This is a genomic window from Paractinoplanes brasiliensis (assembly GCF_004362215.1).
In the GTDB taxonomy this organism is placed as follows: Bacteria; Actinomycetota; Actinomycetes; order Mycobacteriales; family Micromonosporaceae; genus Actinoplanes; species Actinoplanes brasiliensis.
Window position 1 is genome coordinate 648,480 of the sequence record NZ_SNWR01000002.1, and the last position, 16,191, is coordinate 664,670.

16 protein-coding genes are annotated in these 16,191 nt (G+C 69.6%); 10 read left to right on the top strand and 6 right to left on the bottom strand.

The window, feature by feature from the left end; genetic code table 11:
* Nucleotides 1-3 precede the first annotated feature (3 nt).
* The gene (locus tag C8E87_RS34990; RefSeq protein ID WP_239080767.1) at nt 4-1,446 is read right to left on the bottom strand and encodes an IS110 family RNA-guided transposase; all 1,443 of its coding nucleotides are present in this window, start codon (nt 1,444-1,446) and stop codon (nt 4-6) included.
* A gap of 823 nt (nt 1,447-2,269) precedes the next feature.
* Here C8E87_RS34990 and C8E87_RS34995 point away from each other — a divergent pair.
* The gene (locus C8E87_RS34995) at nt 2,270-2,944 is read left to right on the top strand and encodes a YceI family protein (protein ID WP_133877691.1); all 675 of its coding nucleotides are present in this window, start codon (nt 2,270-2,272) and stop codon (nt 2,942-2,944) included.
* Nucleotides 2,945-2,960: 16 nt separating this feature from the next.
* Here the strand turns inward: C8E87_RS34995 and C8E87_RS35000 are convergent, their stop codons facing one another.
* On the bottom strand, nt 2,961-3,899 hold the full coding sequence (locus tag C8E87_RS35000; protein ID WP_133877692.1) for a GlxA family transcriptional regulator: 939 nt from the start codon (nt 3,897-3,899) through the stop codon (nt 2,961-2,963).
* An 86-nt stretch (nt 3,900-3,985) separates the two neighbouring features.
* Between C8E87_RS35000 and C8E87_RS35005 the strand changes: the two genes are divergently transcribed.
* From C8E87_RS35005 to C8E87_RS35015, 3 genes are all read left to right on the top strand, one after another.
* Nucleotides 3,986-4,423, top strand: a complete 438-nt coding sequence (locus C8E87_RS35005; RefSeq protein WP_133877693.1) for a hypothetical protein — start codon at nt 3,986-3,988, stop codon at nt 4,421-4,423.
* The gene (locus tag C8E87_RS35010) at nt 4,420-4,719 is read left to right on the top strand and encodes a DUF3817 domain-containing protein (protein WP_133877694.1); all 300 of its coding nucleotides are present in this window, start codon (nt 4,420-4,422) and stop codon (nt 4,717-4,719) included. Before C8E87_RS35005 ends, C8E87_RS35010 begins: the two co-directional genes overlap by 4 nt.
* Nucleotides 4,720-4,827: 108 nt before the next feature.
* The gene (locus tag C8E87_RS35015) at nt 4,828-6,375 is read left to right on the top strand and encodes a GGDEF domain-containing protein (RefSeq protein ID WP_133877695.1); all 1,548 of its coding nucleotides are present in this window, start codon (nt 4,828-4,830) and stop codon (nt 6,373-6,375) included.
* A gap of 249 nt (nt 6,376-6,624) precedes the next feature.
* Here C8E87_RS35015 and C8E87_RS35020 read toward each other — a convergent pair whose 3' ends face one another.
* The 3 genes from C8E87_RS35020 to C8E87_RS44740 form a co-directional block, all read right to left on the bottom strand.
* The gene (locus C8E87_RS35020) at nt 6,625-7,107 is read right to left on the bottom strand and encodes a cupin domain-containing protein (RefSeq protein ID WP_133877696.1); all 483 of its coding nucleotides are present in this window, start codon (nt 7,105-7,107) and stop codon (nt 6,625-6,627) included.
* 283 nt (nt 7,108-7,390) lie between these two features.
* The gene (locus tag C8E87_RS35025; protein ID WP_133877697.1) at nt 7,391-7,669 is read right to left on the bottom strand and encodes a hypothetical protein; all 279 of its coding nucleotides are present in this window, start codon (nt 7,667-7,669) and stop codon (nt 7,391-7,393) included.
* Between the two features lie 783 nt (nt 7,670-8,452).
* Nucleotides 8,453-9,106, bottom strand: a complete 654-nt coding sequence (locus tag C8E87_RS44740; RefSeq protein WP_203720826.1) for a DUF6262 family protein — start codon at nt 9,104-9,106, stop codon at nt 8,453-8,455.
* Between the two features lie 466 nt (nt 9,107-9,572).
* On the opposite strand from C8E87_RS44740, the gene C8E87_RS35035 reads away from it, so the two are divergent.
* The 6 genes from C8E87_RS35035 to C8E87_RS35060 all read left to right on the top strand — a co-directional run bounded on the left by C8E87_RS35035 (nt 9,573) and on the right by C8E87_RS35060 (nt 15,373).
* Complete coding sequence (locus C8E87_RS35035; protein ID WP_133877698.1) at nt 9,573-10,583, top strand: AAA family ATPase; 1,011 nt, start codon at nt 9,573-9,575, stop codon at nt 10,581-10,583.
* Between the two features lie 19 nt (nt 10,584-10,602).
* A complete protein-coding gene (locus C8E87_RS35040; RefSeq protein WP_239080454.1) occupies nt 10,603-11,562 on the top strand; it encodes a DUF58 domain-containing protein in 960 nt (319 codons plus the stop codon).
* Nucleotides 11,562-12,512 carry a VWA domain-containing protein gene (locus C8E87_RS35045; protein ID WP_133877699.1) on the top strand — a complete coding sequence of 317 codons (951 nt, stop codon included), beginning with the start codon at nt 11,562-11,564 and terminating at the stop codon, nt 12,510-12,512. Before C8E87_RS35040 ends, C8E87_RS35045 begins: the two co-directional genes overlap by 1 nt.
* A 121-nt stretch (nt 12,513-12,633) precedes the next feature.
* The gene (locus tag C8E87_RS35050; RefSeq protein ID WP_133877700.1) at nt 12,634-13,488 is read left to right on the top strand and encodes a S1C family serine protease; all 855 of its coding nucleotides are present in this window, start codon (nt 12,634-12,636) and stop codon (nt 13,486-13,488) included.
* Nucleotides 13,489-13,495: 7 nt separating this feature from the next.
* Nucleotides 13,496-14,173 carry a response regulator transcription factor gene (locus C8E87_RS35055; protein WP_133877701.1) on the top strand — a complete coding sequence of 226 codons (678 nt, stop codon included), beginning with the start codon at nt 13,496-13,498 and terminating at the stop codon, nt 14,171-14,173.
* Nucleotides 14,174-14,176: 3 nt separating this feature from the next.
* Nucleotides 14,177-15,373, top strand: a complete 1,197-nt coding sequence (locus C8E87_RS35060) for a sensor histidine kinase (RefSeq protein WP_133877702.1) — start codon at nt 14,177-14,179, stop codon at nt 15,371-15,373.
* Here the strand turns inward: C8E87_RS35060 and C8E87_RS35065 are convergent, their stop codons facing one another.
* Nucleotides 15,374-16,156 (bottom strand): PaaX family transcriptional regulator, encoded by a 783-nt coding sequence (locus C8E87_RS35065; protein WP_133877703.1) that lies wholly within the window; start codon nt 16,154-16,156, stop codon nt 15,374-15,376.
* Nucleotides 16,157-16,191: the final 35 nt, after the last annotated feature.

Here is a 16,191-nt window from a genome sequence, read left to right on the forward strand (position 1 = left end):
TTGTCAAGCGTGGGTTGGCTTGACGGTCCGTGACTGGGCCGTGGAGGATTCGTGTGGGGAAGGTCGCCTCGTTCGTACGCCTTGAGCGTCTTTTCGATCATGTCCCGTGAGGGCTTGTTGAGGGGCCTTCCCCGCCCTGCTGTTCTTGTTGCTGCGCCGCCGTCGGCGGATCTGTTCGGTCACGGTCCATTGCTCGGCGATGAGTTGTTTCGCCTGTTGTCCGGTGACCGGGGTGCCGTCGACGTCGCAGATGACGTAGGGCATCCGGCGGCGCATCACGGTCCAGAGCCGTTCGGCGAGCCTGCCGGCGACCACACAGCTGGCTTTGAGGTGTTCGGCGCCGCGTTCGACCATCTGCTGGTGGTAGACCTGCGCCAGCTGCGGATCCTGCTTGCGGGCCCAGTCCGCGGCCCGGATCAGCGTGGCCCGGGCCAGGCGGGAGCCGGCCTTGGACATCGGCTGGCCCTTGCGGTCGGTGTCGCCGGTCTCCGACGCCCGCGGCGCCAGCCCGAGGTAGGACTTGAAGTGCGCCGCGGTCGGGAACCGGGCGGCGTCACCGATCACCGCGGTCATCGCCGGGCCGCCGACCTCGGCCAGGCCGGGCAGGCTGCGGGCCAGCTGCATCGGGTCCACCCACCGGTAGCAGGACTCCCGCTCGGCAGCATGCGCGGCCAGTTCGGCGTCGATGGCACGCAGCAACCGGACCTCGGTGGCGATCTCGTCGGCCAGGTCGGTGAACGCCACGGCCGGATGATCGCCGTAGAGCTCGACCGCCGCCCGCGCCGCGGCCAGCCACTGCTCGGCCCGGGCCTGGCCTTGATGGTTCTTCGACTCGGTGACGATCAACGCGGTCAGCCCGTCACGGCCGAGCCGCAGCAGGGCACGCGGGTCGGCGTACTGTTCCAGCACCGCCAGATCCGTCTTGCCCAGGTCCCCGGTCAGCGGGGTGCACGGCATCACCTGCCGGACCAGGTCCTTGATCCGCACCTTGTGCTCCGAGGCGGCCATCGTCAGCCGGTCACACGCCCGTACCCGCCGGTCCAGCGCCGCCGCGGCCGCGTCCGGCAACTCCAGCGGCCGCAACCCGTCCGGATCGATCAACGGCAACCGCGCCAGGGTGTCAGCGTCGATACCGTTGGACTTGGCATGCCGCTTCAGGAACCGGCGCAGGTCCGCCGCTTTCGCGCTCGACACCCGGAACACCAGATGCCCACGGGCGGTGAAGAACACCGCGATCGGCAACCACGCCGGCCCGGTCGGCTCCATCACCACCTCCAACCGGGTGCCCGGCACCGCCCCGGCCAGAGCAGCCTGCTCAATGACGGTCAGGCTGTCCACCGTCGGCATACACCGCCGCCGGCACACCTCCCGCCCGGCCTCGTCACGCACCCGCACCGTGTGCGCCGACGCGATCCCCAGATCGATCCCGACCAGCCTGCGCTGCACCAACCGAACCTCCCCACACCACAGCCAGTAGTAACGGCTCCGGCCCGCCCGCGCAGGTCACACCGCACGACAGCCACGGTCCCAAGGAGGCAGAGCAATCTGACGACGGCTCCCACTCATGTGCTGCAACCGGGCCCGGCCTCTGACTGGACCGGCCCACTTCCCTCATCCGGGGCATCCGTGGCCAGACCAGCGGTGGCAATCAGTCGTACGAGGCTCTCCCTCAGACCCCAACTCGTCGCCTCCCCACCGGACCAACCGGGATGCTCATGCAACCCCAGGACACCGGACTGATCAAGTACCGGAGTTCCTTACATGACCCGGTTCCGAAGCCCCAGGGCACACCTCGCGGAACCAGGGCGTCTTCGCTCGAGTTCTGCTCGCCACCCACCACCTGAGCAAGCGCCGCGTACAGGAATCCGTGCCGGCCCGCTCCCCGGATCCGCGCCCTGCTCCGGCTCAGGGCGTCCGGCCGTTTTGTTCCTTGTGCGGGTTGGGGTCCAGAATGGATATTCACTTTCTGTCGGGTCGCTGACAGGTGCGGATATTGAAATGGGTCGAATGACTGACTCGGAGTGTTCATCATCACGCGATACGCTTTTGTTTCCGTGGATGAAACACTGCGTCACGACAGCCTGAAAAATGTGACGCCGGTCGCTGTATAAAACGGGCTATTACCGCCCCATCCCGACGACTGTCGGGCCCCTTGGCCTGCATGTGCGCACCCTGAGTGTCCGGGTGGGACGCCACGACTCGCGTGGTGGGCATAAGATCCTTTGAATTCGGAGAATGTGACCGAGTGGCCGAGGAGTGGAGCGAAGCTATGGTCGACCGACCGATCCGTGAGTGGAACGGGCTGACCATTCCCGACCCGGGTGTGTACAAATTGGACGAGGCGCACAAGCGGCTCGGATTCCATGCCCAGCACATGATGGTGAGCCCGGTTCGCGGTGAATTCGCGCGGGGGAGCGCGACCATCCTCGTCGCCGAGGATCCGGCGCGTTCGTCGGTCACCGCCACGATCGACGCCACCAGCCTCAACACGCACAACCCGGAGCGGGACACGCATCTCACCAGCCCCGACTTCCTGGACGTCGCGAAATATCCGACGCTGGAGTTCCGCAGCACGAGCGTCGAGTGGCAGGAGAACAACGACGCGATCTTCCTGTGGGCCCGGCTGCGCAACAACCCGCTGTCCCGCCGGCCGAACCCCGCCGGGCTGCCCGCGGCCAAGCCGAGCGGCAAGTTCGTGGTGCACGGCCTGCTCACGATCAAGGACGTGACCCGCCCGGTCGATCTCAACGTCGAGTACGGCGGCGCCCGCCGTGACCCGTACGGGCGTGACATCTTCGGTTTCAGCGCGTGGACCGAGTTCGAGCGTGCGGACTTCGGCCTGGTCTGGAACGTCGTGCTGGAGAGCGGGGGCGTGCTGGTCGGCAAGACCGTCCGCGTCGAGATCGCCGGCGAAGCCCTCCTCGAGACAGCCGGCGCCACCTGAACAGGACGGCCGGCGGTCAGCGGAAGCTGCGCCGGTAGCTTTGCGGGCTTGTCCCGACCACGCGTTTGAAGCGGTCGCGGAAAGCCGTCGGCGAGCCGAACCCGACCTGTGAGCCGATCCGGTCGACCGGGTGCGCCGTCGTCTCGAGCAGGTGCTGTGCCCGGCGGATCCGGGCCAGGTGCAGCCACTGCAACGGGGTCGTGCCGGTTTGCTCCCGGAAGCGCCGGTTCAGCGTACGGGTGCTCATGCCCGCCTGTGCCGCGATCTCGTCGAGGGTCAGGTCACGGCCGGCGCTCTCCTCCAGCCAGCGCAGCAACGGTTCCATCTGCGAGCCGCGCGGGGCCGGTGGCTGTTCGGGCACGATGAACTGGGCCTGGCCGCCCTCGCGCTCCAGCGGCATCACCGACAGGCGGGCAGCCCGGGCGGCCACCGCTGAGCCGTGGTCGCCGCGTACGAGGTGCAGGCACAGGTCGAGTCCCGCCGCCGCGCCGGCCGAGGTCAGGAACTGGCCCTCGTCGACGTAAAGCACGCCGGGATCCAGCTCGACCCGCGGGAACTCCTCGGCGAACCGGGCCGCGGCGGCCCAGTGCGTGGTGGCCCGGCGCCCGTCGAGCAGGCCCGTCGCGGCCAGGATGAACGCCCCGGAGCAGATCGACGCGAGGCGGGCGCCCCGGCCGGCCGCGGCCCTCAGCGCGTTCACCACCTCCGGCGTCACACCCGCGGAGCCGTCGTGGCAGCCGGGCAGGATGATCGTTTCGGCCTTCGTGAGCTCGTCCAGCCCGTACGGGGCCCGCAAGGTGAACGCCCGCGCGCTGACCGGCGCCGAGGGCGCGCACACCCGTACGTCGTACGGCTTTGTCCCGTCGTCGAGAAGCAGACGGTCGAACACCTCGAGGGGCGTGGCGAGGTCGAAGGCGACGACGTTGTCAAGGGCGAGGACGGCGATCCGATGCACGCCTCTCAGCATATGGCCGGAATCCGTTGCCCTGTGGCATTCCCGCCACTGTTGTCTTCGCGGCAACCGCCATACGGTCGTTGATCGTGACAAAAGTTCTGCTCTCCGTGCATGTCCTGGCCGCGATCGTGGCCATCGGCCCGGTCACCGTCGCGGCCGGCATGTTTCCCGCCGCCGTCCGCCGCGGGGACCTCGCCCAGATGCGCATGCTCAACCGGATCTGCCGGGTCTACGCCGTGCTCGGCCTGACCGTGCCGGTGTTCGGGCTGGCGACGGCGGCCTCGCTCGGCGTGCTCACCGACGCGTGGCTGCTCGTGTCGATCGCGCTCACCGTGGTGGCCGCGGTCGTCCTGGCGTACCGGATCCTGCCGGCGCAGTCCGAGGCCCTCACCGCGCATGCCGGGGCGACGCCGCCGCATGTCCTGGCCCGGCGGCTCGGCATGGTGTCGGGGATCTTCAACCTGCTCTGGGCCACTGTGGTCGTGCTCATGATCGTGCGGCCCGGCTCGACGACGGGAGCATGACCGTGCTGCTTCGTGATCGCGCGGCCCGCCACGACGAGGCGAGCGCGGCCGTGCTGCTTCGTACGGCCGCGGGCGTCGAGCTGCTCAGCCTGCTGGTGCTGCTGGCCAACCTTGCCACCGTTCACGTCTCGTGGGTGGCCACCCTGCTCGGGCCGCTGCACGGATGCGCGTACCTGGTCGTCATCGGCGCGACCGTCGCCGAGACCGGACGCACCCGTCCCCGGCTGCTCGCACTCGTTCCCGGCGTCGGCGGAGTGCTGGCCCGGCGGGCCCTGACGAGCCCGGCGCGCACCTGACAGTTTCACAGGCATGACCCAGGCGGCGTTTCCTCAAGGCGCCCGGCGCAGTGTCGATGGGACCACCACGGACCGGTGTGGTCCGCATCGACATCAGGGGGAGCCCTCATGGCCCGCTCGGCGCCCGCGAACGGAACGGCTCCGGCCGTGTCCGCGCTGCGCCGTGACCCGTGGCTGCTCGGCCTGCTCGCCTGGACGGGACTCACGTTCGTCTCGTTCGTCCTGCTGGCCGAGCACGACGAGTGGCAGGTACGGCTCTTCTGGGGTTTCCAGCCCGGGGTCGACTTCTTGCTGGCGCTGTTCTCGTGGCGGGTGGCGCGGCTGGCGACCGGGGCGACCCGGCGATTCTGGCTCGTCCTGACGGCCACGGGCAGCCTGTTCACGCTCGGCGACACCACCCAGGCGGTCTTGACCTTCCTGCCGGGGGAGTGGTCCACCAACGGCGGCACCGTGCAGACGATCTGCCTCGGGATCGGCATGGCGGCGATGGTGGTGGCGATGCTCGTGCACCCCCACCCGAACCGGACCGGCAGGGAGAGGCTGGGTTTCTGGCTCGACTCGGCCACGGTGCTCGTCGCCGGCGCCGTGGTCGCCTGGTGCTCGCTGGTGACGCCGGACGGGGTGGCCCGCTCGGGCATGCTGGCCGTGTTCGCGGCGACCGGCGTGGCCATCACCTCGGCGTTCGCGTCGGTCAAGATGATCCTCAGCGGGAACGCGCCCATGCACAAGGCGGCCGCGATCCCGATGATCATCGCCGCCGTCATCATGAGCGTCGGCATGTTCATCGCCCCGCAGGGCACCGAGCCGCACTGGTCGGTGTACTTCATCCGCTATCTGCCGTCGGTGTTCATCTGCGCCGGTCCGCGCGTGCAGTTCCTGCTCGCGAGCAGCGACCGGACGGCCTTCGGTGAGCGTCGTCGCAAGCAGTACAGCCTTCTCCCGTACGCGGCCATGGTCGTTGCCTTCGCTGTGCTGGCCGTCACCCTGCCAGGCGGCGTGAACGCGCGGCTGTGGGGTGTGGTGGTGGGGCTGGCGCTGATCTGTGCGCTGGTCGCGTGGCGGCAGCTGGTGGCGTTCCACGTCAACCAGGAGCTGATCGAGCAGCTGCGCGAGCACGAGAGCCGGCTGCGGCACCAGGCCCACTACGACGGCTTGACCGGGCTGGTCAACCGCGGGCAGTTGTACGAGCAGGCGGGGCACGCGCTGCAGACGGCGCCCACGTCCGTCTCCGTCCTGCTGGTCGACCTCGACGGTTTCAAGGCCGTGAACGACACGATGGGCCACGCGGCCGGCGACGCGCTGCTGACGGCGGTCGCCGACCGTCTGCGCGGCGCCATCCGGGCCGGGGACGTCGCCGCGCGGCTCGGCGGCGACGAATTCGCCGTCCTGCTGCCCGAGTGCACACCCGAAGAGGCCGAACAGACCGCCGTACGCATACTGTCCGCGCTCACCGTCCCCGAACAGATCGAGGGCGTCGCTGTGCAAGCGGCCGCGTCGATCGGTGTCGCCACCGCCCGCCCCGGCGTGGACGTGACGTCTCTGTTGCGCGAGGCCGACATCGCGATGTACGCCGCCAAGCACCAGGGCAAGGGAACCTGGCGGCGTCACCATCCCGGCATGAGGGCCACCCGCCCCGCCGGCCTCGTACGGGGGTGAGGGGCGCGAAGCCCACGCCTCGATAAGCCCGCCGCGCGGGCTCGCCTTGCGGCCCGCCGTCCCGGTGTCCGCCGGAAGCTCGCGTTCGGCTGGTCGAGCGTTCCGCTCGGTTGGAGCGCTCTGGTCGGTTCGAGCGCTCTGGTCGGTTCGAGCGCTCTGGTCGGTTCGAGCGCTCTGGTCGGTTCGAGCGCTCTGGTCGGTTCGAGCGCTCCGCTCGGTCCGAGCGTTCCGGTCGGTCGAGCGTTCCGGTCAGTCGAGCCAGATGTTGTCGTGCTCGAGGTAGAACCGGGCTTTCTCGTCCTCGCTCATCTGCCCGATGTTGACCAGGCCCTCGAAGTAGCCCTCACGCGGCGCGCCCGGCGAGAAGTGCAGCAGCATCGACGCCGGCTCACCCGACTCGTTCTTGAACGCGTGGATGCCGCCGATCGGCACGTGCACGTAGTCGCCCGGTTCGGTGTCGAGCCACTTCTCGCCGTTGTAGATGCGCATGCTGCCGCTCAAAATGTAGAACGACTCCGAGATCGACCGGTGAAAGTGCGGGTCGGGACCGGTGACGCCGGGCCCGCACTCCCAGCGGTAGAGCCCGAACAGCCCGCCGGTGGACGCCCCGCTCGACAGGTAACGCACCGTCGTCCCGTTCGGATAGACCAGTTCGGGCGGCGTGGCATCGGGCCGGTAGGTGGCGCTGACTTCTCCGGTTTCCCCGTGGTACTGCGGTGGTGGATACGTCATGCCCCCATCCTGCCCTCCGGGTACGACAGGTTCCGAGCAGGCCGGCGGGAGCAGCCCGGCCAAGGCGGCCGAGCGTTGATCTCGCGATTGGCGCTTCATTCCCGTTCAACTTGGGACCGGGTGGTGCTGGATGCCACGACCATCGCGATGTCGCGGTTCTTCTTGTGACCGTTTGAAGCTGCCAACTTCGTCGCAATTGCGCAGCGGATTGAAACGTGTCGAACGGGTTAACGTACGCCGGTGTCATTCCCGACCACACCCACTTGCGGCCGTGGTTGCGCCATCATTTCCTGGTCGCCGTGATGACGGCCTCGACGCCCGCTTGGACGATCTGCTGGCCAACCGTGCCGCCGAGCCATCCGAGCATGACGTAGATACACTCAGGCGAAAGCCAGTCGGCACTCTTGACCACATCGGCCAACACCGGACGGCGGACGAATTCCGGTGGCCCAGGGCGATCGATAACATCCACAGCACACTCCGGGAACTCCGCCCGGAGCGACGCGCCGAACTCCGAGGTGCCTGTGCCGTAGACAACGACCCGGCGGTCACCATTGGACATCTCCGCCCCCCAATGGTCGCGGCGCAACGGATGGTGCAAACCAGACTGACCCCGGGCGTGGACTCGCGCGGATCCGGTGAACGGTGATTGTTTTTCGATGCGACGGCATGCCGCCCTGCCGCTTAGGCGAACTGGATCTCCAAACGCAGGAGGAAGTCGACTTTTCGGTTCCAGGTCAGGAACGTTCGTCTCTGGTGATCTGGAGGTCAAGCGAGTATCGCTGGACTGAAGCGTCGCTGTCGGGAGAACGCGGCCGTCCATTCGGACTCGACGAAGAACGGAGGGGGCGCTCGTCGAGGGAATCCGCCGATGATTCGTTTGCAGTATGGCCGCAGCCCTGCCGGACGGGGTTTGTCCCCAATCTCAGCCACGCCTGCTGACCAGCGACGACGCGATACTGAGGCGGAATAGAGAACGGCCAGGCTGTTGACCTGACCGAGGGAGTTGCTTCTGACTTTGAAGGGTCGGAACTAGATTAAAGGCTGAAATCGAATCGCGGGCCGCTCGTTCAGTATATCTTCGAGACGACAGGGGAATGCCATGCGAGGCCAGGGAGATATGACACCCGATGCCGAGTTCACCAACTCTGAAGGTCGCACCTTCACCGTCAGTAAGAATGAGTCCTACATCATCTATACTCACGGAGAGACCGGCATGGTTGTCGACAAGACCGAGGGCGGTTATCATACCGTTGATTTCGACAGCGAGGCCGAACGCGACCGGGCTCTCAGGCACATCAGAGGCGATCATCCGGTGTACGACAGAGACGATCCCGATGTACAGCTAAACCCCGCAGCTCCGAACTATAGGCGCGGCCGATAAAGAATACTCTCTCATGCCGCGATTCCGGCGCAGGACCGCATCCTGCGATGACAGCATATAAGCCGGCGAAGGGTGGTGGCCACCGTTTCGGTGGCTACCACCCTTCGCGCCGAAGCGCGAAGGGTCCCGGGGCCTTAGGAGGTCAGGCGAGCGTGTATCTGTACCGGAAGGCGTGCGCCGACACCACGGGACTGTGGCGCGTTCCATCCGCGAGCCATCATTGGGCTGCGGTCGCGAACTCGGCTTCGAGCACGGAGATGCGTTTGTCGGCGAACCGTACGTTGTCTCGGGCGCGGAGAGTTTGTTCTTGAAGTCGTTGTTCTCATTCGTGAGCTGGCGCACCTGCTTCTTCAGGCGGTTGTTGTCATCGGCGGCTTTGCTCATCGCGGCTTCGACAAGGGCTCGGGCCCGGTCGTGCTCGTAGAGGAATGTGCGGGAGACGCCGGAGCGGCGGGCCGCAGCCGCGAAGGTGACGCAGGTCCGGGCCTTGAGCATCTGGTCGGCGGTGGTGTCGTCGGGGGCGCGTTCGGCGATGGAGCGCCACTGCTCGCGTTTGCGCCGCCAATACAGCAGGTCGGCGCCGGAGACGACGAACTTGTCGCACGACTGGCCCATCGCGCCGGAGGAGCATCTGGCTGCCGCGAAGGTCCTCCGTGTGCTGGCATCTTTCGACCGTTTTCCCCAAAGCAGTTGAGGCGTTAGCATCCGTCGACGTCCGGCATCGCTCCTCGGGCGATTAGCGCGCGCCGGCGAGGTGTGCTGTTGGCCGACCGGCGCGCGAAGGTCTGGTGAAGGCCGCCGACGGGAGACATGAAGCTGTTGGCCCCGTCGCCACCGGCATGTGGTCGGCCCTCGCAACGGCTCAACTGCAGTAGATCGGGGCATCACGTCGCCTGCTTGCTCGACAGCGCACACTCATGAGGCGAGCGCGCTGTCACCGCAACGGCGTTCCAGTGGGCCATTCAGGATCAGGCCGGAGAAGCGTCCGGCGGGGCTCGGGTGGCGGTTGTCCACAGGGTCCTTCGGTCTTTTTTCGGTTCCGCTTCGGCTGGTTTTCGGGGTCGGTTGCTGTCATCGGTACATGACAGATGACGTTACGGACCGCCGGCTCGAACGGACCCTGTTCGAGGTCAAGAAGGTGATCGTCGGGCAGGATCGGCTTGTCGAGCGGCTTCTGACCGCGCTGCTGGCCGGCGGGCACTGCCTGCTTGAAGGGGTGCCCGGCGTGGCCAAGACCCTGGCCGCCGAGACGCTGGCCGTGGCGGTGGGCGGGACCTTCCACCGCATCCAGTTCACTCCGGACCTGGTGCCGTCGGACATTCTCGGCACCCGGATCTATCGGGCCGGCAGGGAGAGCTTCGACGTCGAGCTCGGCCCGATCATGGCGCACATCGTGCTGGCCGACGAGATCAACCGGGCGCCCGCCAAGGTGCAGTCGGCGCTGCTCGAGGTGATGGCCGAGGGGCACGTGTCGATCGGCGGGCGGACCTATCCCGTGCCGCAGCCGTTCCTGGTGCTGGCGACGCAGAACCCGATCGAGAGCGAGGGCGTCTATCAGCTGCCCGAGGCGCAGCGGGACCGCTTCCTCATGCGGGTCGTCGTCGGCTACCCGACCGAGCAGGAGGAGCTCGGCATCCTCTACCGCATGGGCGGGGCGCGGCCGGTCGCGCTGCCGGTGCTCGACCCGATGACGCTGAACGAGTTGCAGCAGAAGGCACGCGGGGTCTTCGTGCATCACGCGTTGGCCGAGTACGTCGTACGGCTGGTGCTGGCGACCCGTGAGCCCGAGCGGTTCGGCCTTCCCGAGGTCGCAACCCAGCTCGCGTACGGGGCCAGCCCGCGCGCCACGCTCGGTCTGGTGGCCGCGGGCCGCGCCCTCGCCCTGCTGCGTGGCCGTGACTATGTGCTCCCGGCCGACCTGCTCGAGATCGCCCCGGACGTGCTCGCGCACCGGCTCGTGCTCTCGTTCGACGCGGTGGCCGACGGCGTGCAGCCCGAGCAGGTGGTGCGCCGGATCATCGACGCTGTCCCGCTGCCGGTGATCGCCCCGCAGCAGGAGCAGAACGGTCCGGGTCTGGGGATGGCGGCATGACGAACGAGAAGAGGGCCGCGTGAACGAGGGTGGATTCGCGCCTGAGCTGGTGCCCGAGCGGCGGCTCCGGCGGCTCGAACTGATGATCACGCGGCGGCTCGACGGGTTGCTGCACGGGTCGTACCTGGGTCTGCTCCCCGGCATCGGCAGCGAGCCCGCCGGCAGCCGCGAGTACCGGCCCGGGGAGGACGAGGTGCGCCGCATGGACTGGGCTGTCACCGCACGCACCACCGTGCCGCATGTGCGCACTGTCGACGCCGACCGGGAACTCGCCACGCACGTGCTGGTCGACGCGAGCGCGAGCATGGATTTCGGCACGGCCGAACTCGAGAAACGGGAGCTGGCCCTGGCGGCGGTCGCGGCCGTCGGCTTCCTCACGCTGGGCAACGGCAACCGGCTCGGCGCTCACCTGCTTTCCGGTGAGGGCGTACGGCGGTTCCCCGCCCGTGGCGGACGCGTGGCCCTGCTTTCCCTGCTACGAGCGATGATGCTCACGCCGCGCAATCAGCGGCCCGTGTCCCTCGGCGCCGGGATCGAGGCCCTGCACCGCCAGGCACCCCGTACGGGGCTGGTGGTCGTGGTGTCCGATTTTCTCGACGGCCTCGACGAGGACGGGCTCGGACCGGGCGCTCCCGAATGGGAGGAGCCGTTGCGCCGGCTCGCCGCCCGCCATCAGGTGCTCGCCGTGCAGGTCGGCGACCCGCGGGAGCAGGAGCTGCCGGACGTCGGGCTGCTCACGCTGATCGACCCGGAGACCGGACGCCGGCGTGAGGTGCCGACCGCGAGCCGGAAGCTGCGCGCCAAGTACGCGGCGGCCGCGGCCGAACAGCAGGCCACCATCGCGGACGCCGTCAAACGTGCGGGCGCCGCCCATCTTCCCCTCCGGACCGACCGCGACTGGGTGGCCGACATCGTGCGTCACGTGCACGCGCGGCGTCGCCTGAGCCGGGCCGCGGCGAAACCACAAAGGACAACGTGATGACCTGGCTCTCCCCGGAACGGCTCTGGCTGCTGCTCGGTGTCGCCGCGCTCGCCGTGGCGTACGTGGTCGCGCAGCGCCGCCGCAGCAAGTACGCCGTACGATTCACCAACCTCAAGCTGCTCGACCGGGTCGCGCCCAAACGTCCCGGCTGGCGGCGGCACCTGCCCGCCTCGCTGTTCCTGGCCATGCTGGGGCTGCTCGTGGTCGGGTTCGCCCAGCCGCAGGCCGAGGTGCGGGTCCCGCGGGAACGGGCGACCGTGCTCGTCGCGGTCGACGTCTCGCGGTCGATGCTGGCCGCCGACGTCGCGCCCAACCGGCTCGACGCGGCCAAGGCGGCGGCCCGCGGCTTCGTCGAGGACCTGCCCGAGCAGTTCAACGTCGGTCTGGTCGGGTTCGCCGGGCAGGCGTCGGTCTTCGTGCCGCCGGGCACCGACCGTACGCAGTTGGGCGCGGGCATCGATCGGCTGGCCGACGGATCGGCCGGGCAGGCCGGAACGGCTATCGGCGACGCGATCGCCTCGGCGCTCGAGCAGATCCGCTCGGTCGACGCGGCGGCGGACGAGGACGTGCCGCCGGCCCGGGTGATCGTGCTGTCCGACGGCGCGAACACGTCGGGGCAGGACCCGGCCGAGGCTGCCCGGATGGCTACCGAGCTGGGCGTGCCGGTCGACACCATCTCGTTCGGCACGGCGGCGGGCACGATCGGCGACGGGCAGCAGGTGCCGGTCGACGGCGAGACGCTGCGGTCGGTCGCCGACGCCACCGGCGGGCGCTACTTCGAGGCCACCAGCACCGAGGAGCTGCGCGACGCGTACGGGGACATCGGCAGTTCCGTGGGCTACCAGACCGAGGTCCGGGACGTGTCGGCCCGGTTCATCGGCATCGGACTCGGGCTCGCCCTGATCGCGGCGCTGGCGTCGATGTTCTGGTTCGCCCGCCTCCCGTGAGGCTGAGACCCCGCTGCCCTTGAGAACCCGCTGCCCTTGAGAACCAGCTGCCCTTGAGAACCCGCCTCCCCTGAGAACCCGACTCCCTGCGAACCCGCCTGCCGCGAACGGAAGGAACACCATGTCTGGACTGGGGACACCGCGCGGACCCGAATTCCACTCGCCGGACTGGGCCGCCGCGCCCGCTCCCGCCCACACCCCGCCACCCGCGGCGACCCGCGGCAAGCGCCTCCCCGCGGCGGCCCTCGCCGCGCTCGCCGTCGTCGGTCTCTCGGCCGGGGCCGGCGGCACGGCCGGCTACTTGGCCGGACGCGAGGACGGCCCCGGCGAGGCTGCCACCGCCGCGCCGCTGCCCCAGGGCAACGTCCCGGCCGACCTGGTCGGCGCGGCCGCCCGGGTGCTGCCCGGCGTCGTCTCGGTGCAGGTGCGCACCGGCCAGGGCGGCGCCTCCGGTTCTGGTTTCGTCTTCGACAACCGCGGCCACATCGTCACCAACAACCACGTCGTCGCGGCCGGCCGGGGCGGCAGCGTGAGCATCGTCGGTTCGGACGGGCAGCGCCGGAACGCCGAGATCGTCGGCACCGACCCCGGCAGCGACATCGCTGTGCTGAGGGTCACCGACGGTTCCCCGCCCGCCCCGCTGGCCCTGGCCGACCCCGGCGCGACCCGGGTCGGCGAGGCCGTGCTGGCCGTCGGCTCGCCGCTGGGGCTGAGCGGAACCGTGACCGCCGGCATCGTCAGCGCGCTCGACCGGCCCGTACGGCTGGGTGGGCAAACACGGCAGACGGCGGTGCAGACCGACGCCTCCATCAACCCCGGCAATTCGGGCGGGCCGCTGGTGAACGCCCGTGGCGAGGTGATCGGCGTCAACACGGCCATCGCGACGCTCGAGGGCGGCGGATCGATCGGGATCGGCTTCGCGGTGCCGATCGAGCGGGCCCGGCAGGTGGCCGATTCGCTCATCGCGCGGGGATAGTCGACAGATGCGGTTGCTGGTGGTGGAGGACGAAGAGGATCTGGCGGAGGGCCTGCGTGTCGGGCTCGCCCGCAGCGGTTACGCGGTCGATGTCGCGCTCGACGCCGCCCAGGCGTACGACCGGCTGACCGTCAACGAGTACGACCTGATGCTGCTGGACGTGAACCTGCCCGACGGCGACGGGTTCACGCTGTGCCGTTCGCTGCGCGCCGGTGACGTGGAGACGCCCGGCGACGGCGACCTGCGGGTGCTGATGCTGACCGCGCGCGGCGGGCTCGACGACCGGGTCCGGGGTCTGGACGGGGGCGCCGACGACTACCTGGTCAAGCCGTTCCATCTGGCGGAACTTCAGGCCCGCGTACGGGCCCTGTTGCGCCGGGACACCGGGGGCGGGTCGGCCCGGCTCACCGTTGGTGACATCGTGCTCGACTCGGCCCGGCATCAGGTGACCGTGGCCGGGCGGCCCCTGGCGCTGACGCCCAAGGAGTTCGGGGTGCTGGAATACCTGATGACCCGGCCCGGGCACGTGGTCTCGAGCGAGGAGCTGCTCGAGCATGTCTGGGACGCCAACGCCGACCCGTTCACCCAGACCGTGCGGGTCACCGTCGGCACGCTGCGCCGCAAGCTGGGCGAGGGTTCGATCGAGACGGTTGTCGGCCGCGGCTACCGGTTGCGGGAGGGATAGGTCGTGAAACGCCCCGAGGTGTTCCGGTCGGTCCGGTTCCGGCTCACCGTCGTGTACTCGACGGTGCTCTTCGCGCTGGCCGGCCTGACCCTCGGGGTGGTCTATCTCGCGGTGGCCCAGAGCACGTCGCCCCGGCCGGTGACCGAGCGCATAGCGAAGGTCTACAGCACCGACCGCGAATATCTCGGCACCACCACGGTGGCCGAGGTCAGCGAGATCGAGGCGGCGGTCAACTACAACACGCTGACCAGCCTGCGGCGGTGGTCGTTCATCGGGCTGGGCGGGTTGTTCGTGGCCAGCCTCGGCATCGGCTGGGTGCTGTCCGGGCGGGTGCTGCGGCCGGTCGGCGCGATCACCCGGACGGCGCGTGAGATCCAGGCGACCGACCTGTCCCGGCGGATCCGGCTGGGCGGGCCGCCCGACGAGCTGCGCGACCTGGCCGACACCATCGACTCGATGCTCGACCGGCTCGACCACGCGTTCCAGGCGCAGCGGCAGCTCATCGACGACGCCTCGCACGAGCTGCGCAGCCCTCTCGCGATCATCCGGACCAACCTGGACGCCTCGCTCACCGCGCCCGACGCCACGCCGGAGGAACGCACGCGGGCCGTCGCGGTGGTCGACCGGGCCACGACCCGCATGTCCCGCCTGGTCGAGGATCTGCTGGCCACCGCGCGCCGCGACTCGAACGCCACGGTGGACGCGGAGGTCGACCTGTCGGCGGTGGCGCGCGAGGCGGGGGAGGAGTCGTTCGTCACCGAGCGTCCGCTGCACCTGCGCTACGAGACGGCGGCCGGCCTGCGGCTGATCGGCGACGCCGACGCGCTGCGGCGGGCGGTGGGCAACCTGCTGTCGAACGCCGTACGGCTGGCGCCCTCGCATTCGACGGTGACCGTGGCGACCGGCCAGTCCGGGTCGTGGTTGTGGCTGGCGGTGGCCGACGAGGGCCCCGGCATCGCCCCGGCCGATCTGGCGCGGGTCTTCGATCGTTTCTGGCGGGGTCAGGACGGCGAGGCGAACGGCGTCCGCCGGGAGCGCCGCACCGGTCTGGGCCTGGCCATCGTGCGGCAGATCATCGAGTCGCACGGGGGCCGGGTGGCCGCGTTCTCGCCGCCCGGCAACGGCAGCACGTTCGTGTTGTGGCTGCCCGCGGCCGACCGTACGGACGAGGAACCGCCACCGAGCGCCAGCCCGCTCTGATCAGAGGACCTGCAGCAGTTCCTCGGCGATGGCGTAGGCGGGCGGCCGGTACGCGGATTCCAGCTCGCGGAACAGTTTCTGGGCCCGCCGCGCCGGCCAGTCCGGCGGCAGGTGCTCGACCGGCAGGCGCGGGTCGCGGCGGATGGCCTCGAGCCACTCCGCGGTGAGCGTCAGCCGGGCGGCGAGGGGGTCGCGCAGCGGGGACGGGCCACCCCAGCGGTCGAGGAAGGCTTCGTACCGTGCGGCCAGCGCGGTCAGGTCGTACGCGTCGCGGACCATGGCGTCCACGTCGGTGAGCGAGCCCGCGCGGGCGGTGAAGACCCGCGCGTGCGCGTTCAGCCCGAGCGACGAGACGATCTGCTGCGCGTCGACGGCCCCGGGCGCTATCCACAGGCCGCCCTGGATGGGCCCGAACCCCGCCCAGGCCAGCTGCGAACGCAGGTCGTGCCGCTGCCGTTGCCACGCCTCGGGCAGCGAGAAGCTGAGCAGCGTCCAGGTTCCGTCCCAGCCGTCGTTGACCGCGCCGGTCTCCCAGATGCGCGTACGGCCGTCACGCAGGATCTCGGTCGAGCGTTCGGTCAGCCCGAAGTAGACCCGCCGCCCGGAACGCTCCCGTCGCAGCAGGTCGCGCCCGGCCATCCGGGTCAGCGTCGACCGGGTCGCGTGCTCCGAGATGTCCAGCCGGGCGCACACGTCGATCACGCTGCCCGAGAAGACGCAGACCTGCCGGTCGAGCACGAAGTCGCCGAAGAACATCAGCAGCAGCGTCTGCGGTTGCACCATACGGAAGATGTTAGGCATTTTCTTGACGGCAGTCA

Bases quoted from the DNA above. Each gene is read 5' to 3' on its own strand.
- C8E87_RS35020 (WP_133877696.1), bottom strand. From the start codon at position 7,107: ATGACGTATCCACCACCGCAGTACCACGGGGAAACCGGAGAAGTCAGC.
- C8E87_RS35050 (WP_133877700.1), top strand. From the start codon at position 12,634: ATGTCTGGACTGGGGACACCGCGCGGACCCGAATTCCACTCGCCGGAC.
- C8E87_RS35010 (WP_133877694.1), top strand. From the start codon at position 4,420: ATGACCGTGCTGCTTCGTGATCGCGCGGCCCGCCACGACGAGGCGAGC.
- C8E87_RS35035 (WP_133877698.1), top strand. From the start codon at position 9,573: ATGACAGATGACGTTACGGACCGCCGGCTCGAACGGACCCTGTTCGAG.
- C8E87_RS44740 (WP_203720826.1), bottom strand. From the start codon at position 9,106: ATGGGCCAGTCGTGCGACAAGTTCGTCGTCTCCGGCGCCGACCTGCTG.
- C8E87_RS35065 (WP_133877703.1), bottom strand. From the start codon at position 16,156: ATGGTGCAACCGCAGACGCTGCTGCTGATGTTCTTCGGCGACTTCGTG.
- C8E87_RS35055 (WP_133877701.1), top strand. From the start codon at position 13,496: ATGCGGTTGCTGGTGGTGGAGGACGAAGAGGATCTGGCGGAGGGCCTG.
- C8E87_RS34995 (WP_133877691.1), top strand. From the start codon at position 2,270: ATGGTCGACCGACCGATCCGTGAGTGGAACGGGCTGACCATTCCCGAC.
- C8E87_RS35015 (WP_133877695.1), top strand. From the start codon at position 4,828: ATGGCCCGCTCGGCGCCCGCGAACGGAACGGCTCCGGCCGTGTCCGCG.
- C8E87_RS35045 (WP_133877699.1), top strand. From the start codon at position 11,562: ATGACCTGGCTCTCCCCGGAACGGCTCTGGCTGCTGCTCGGTGTCGCC.
- C8E87_RS35025 (WP_133877697.1), bottom strand. From the start codon at position 7,669: ATGTCCAATGGTGACCGCCGGGTCGTTGTCTACGGCACAGGCACCTCG.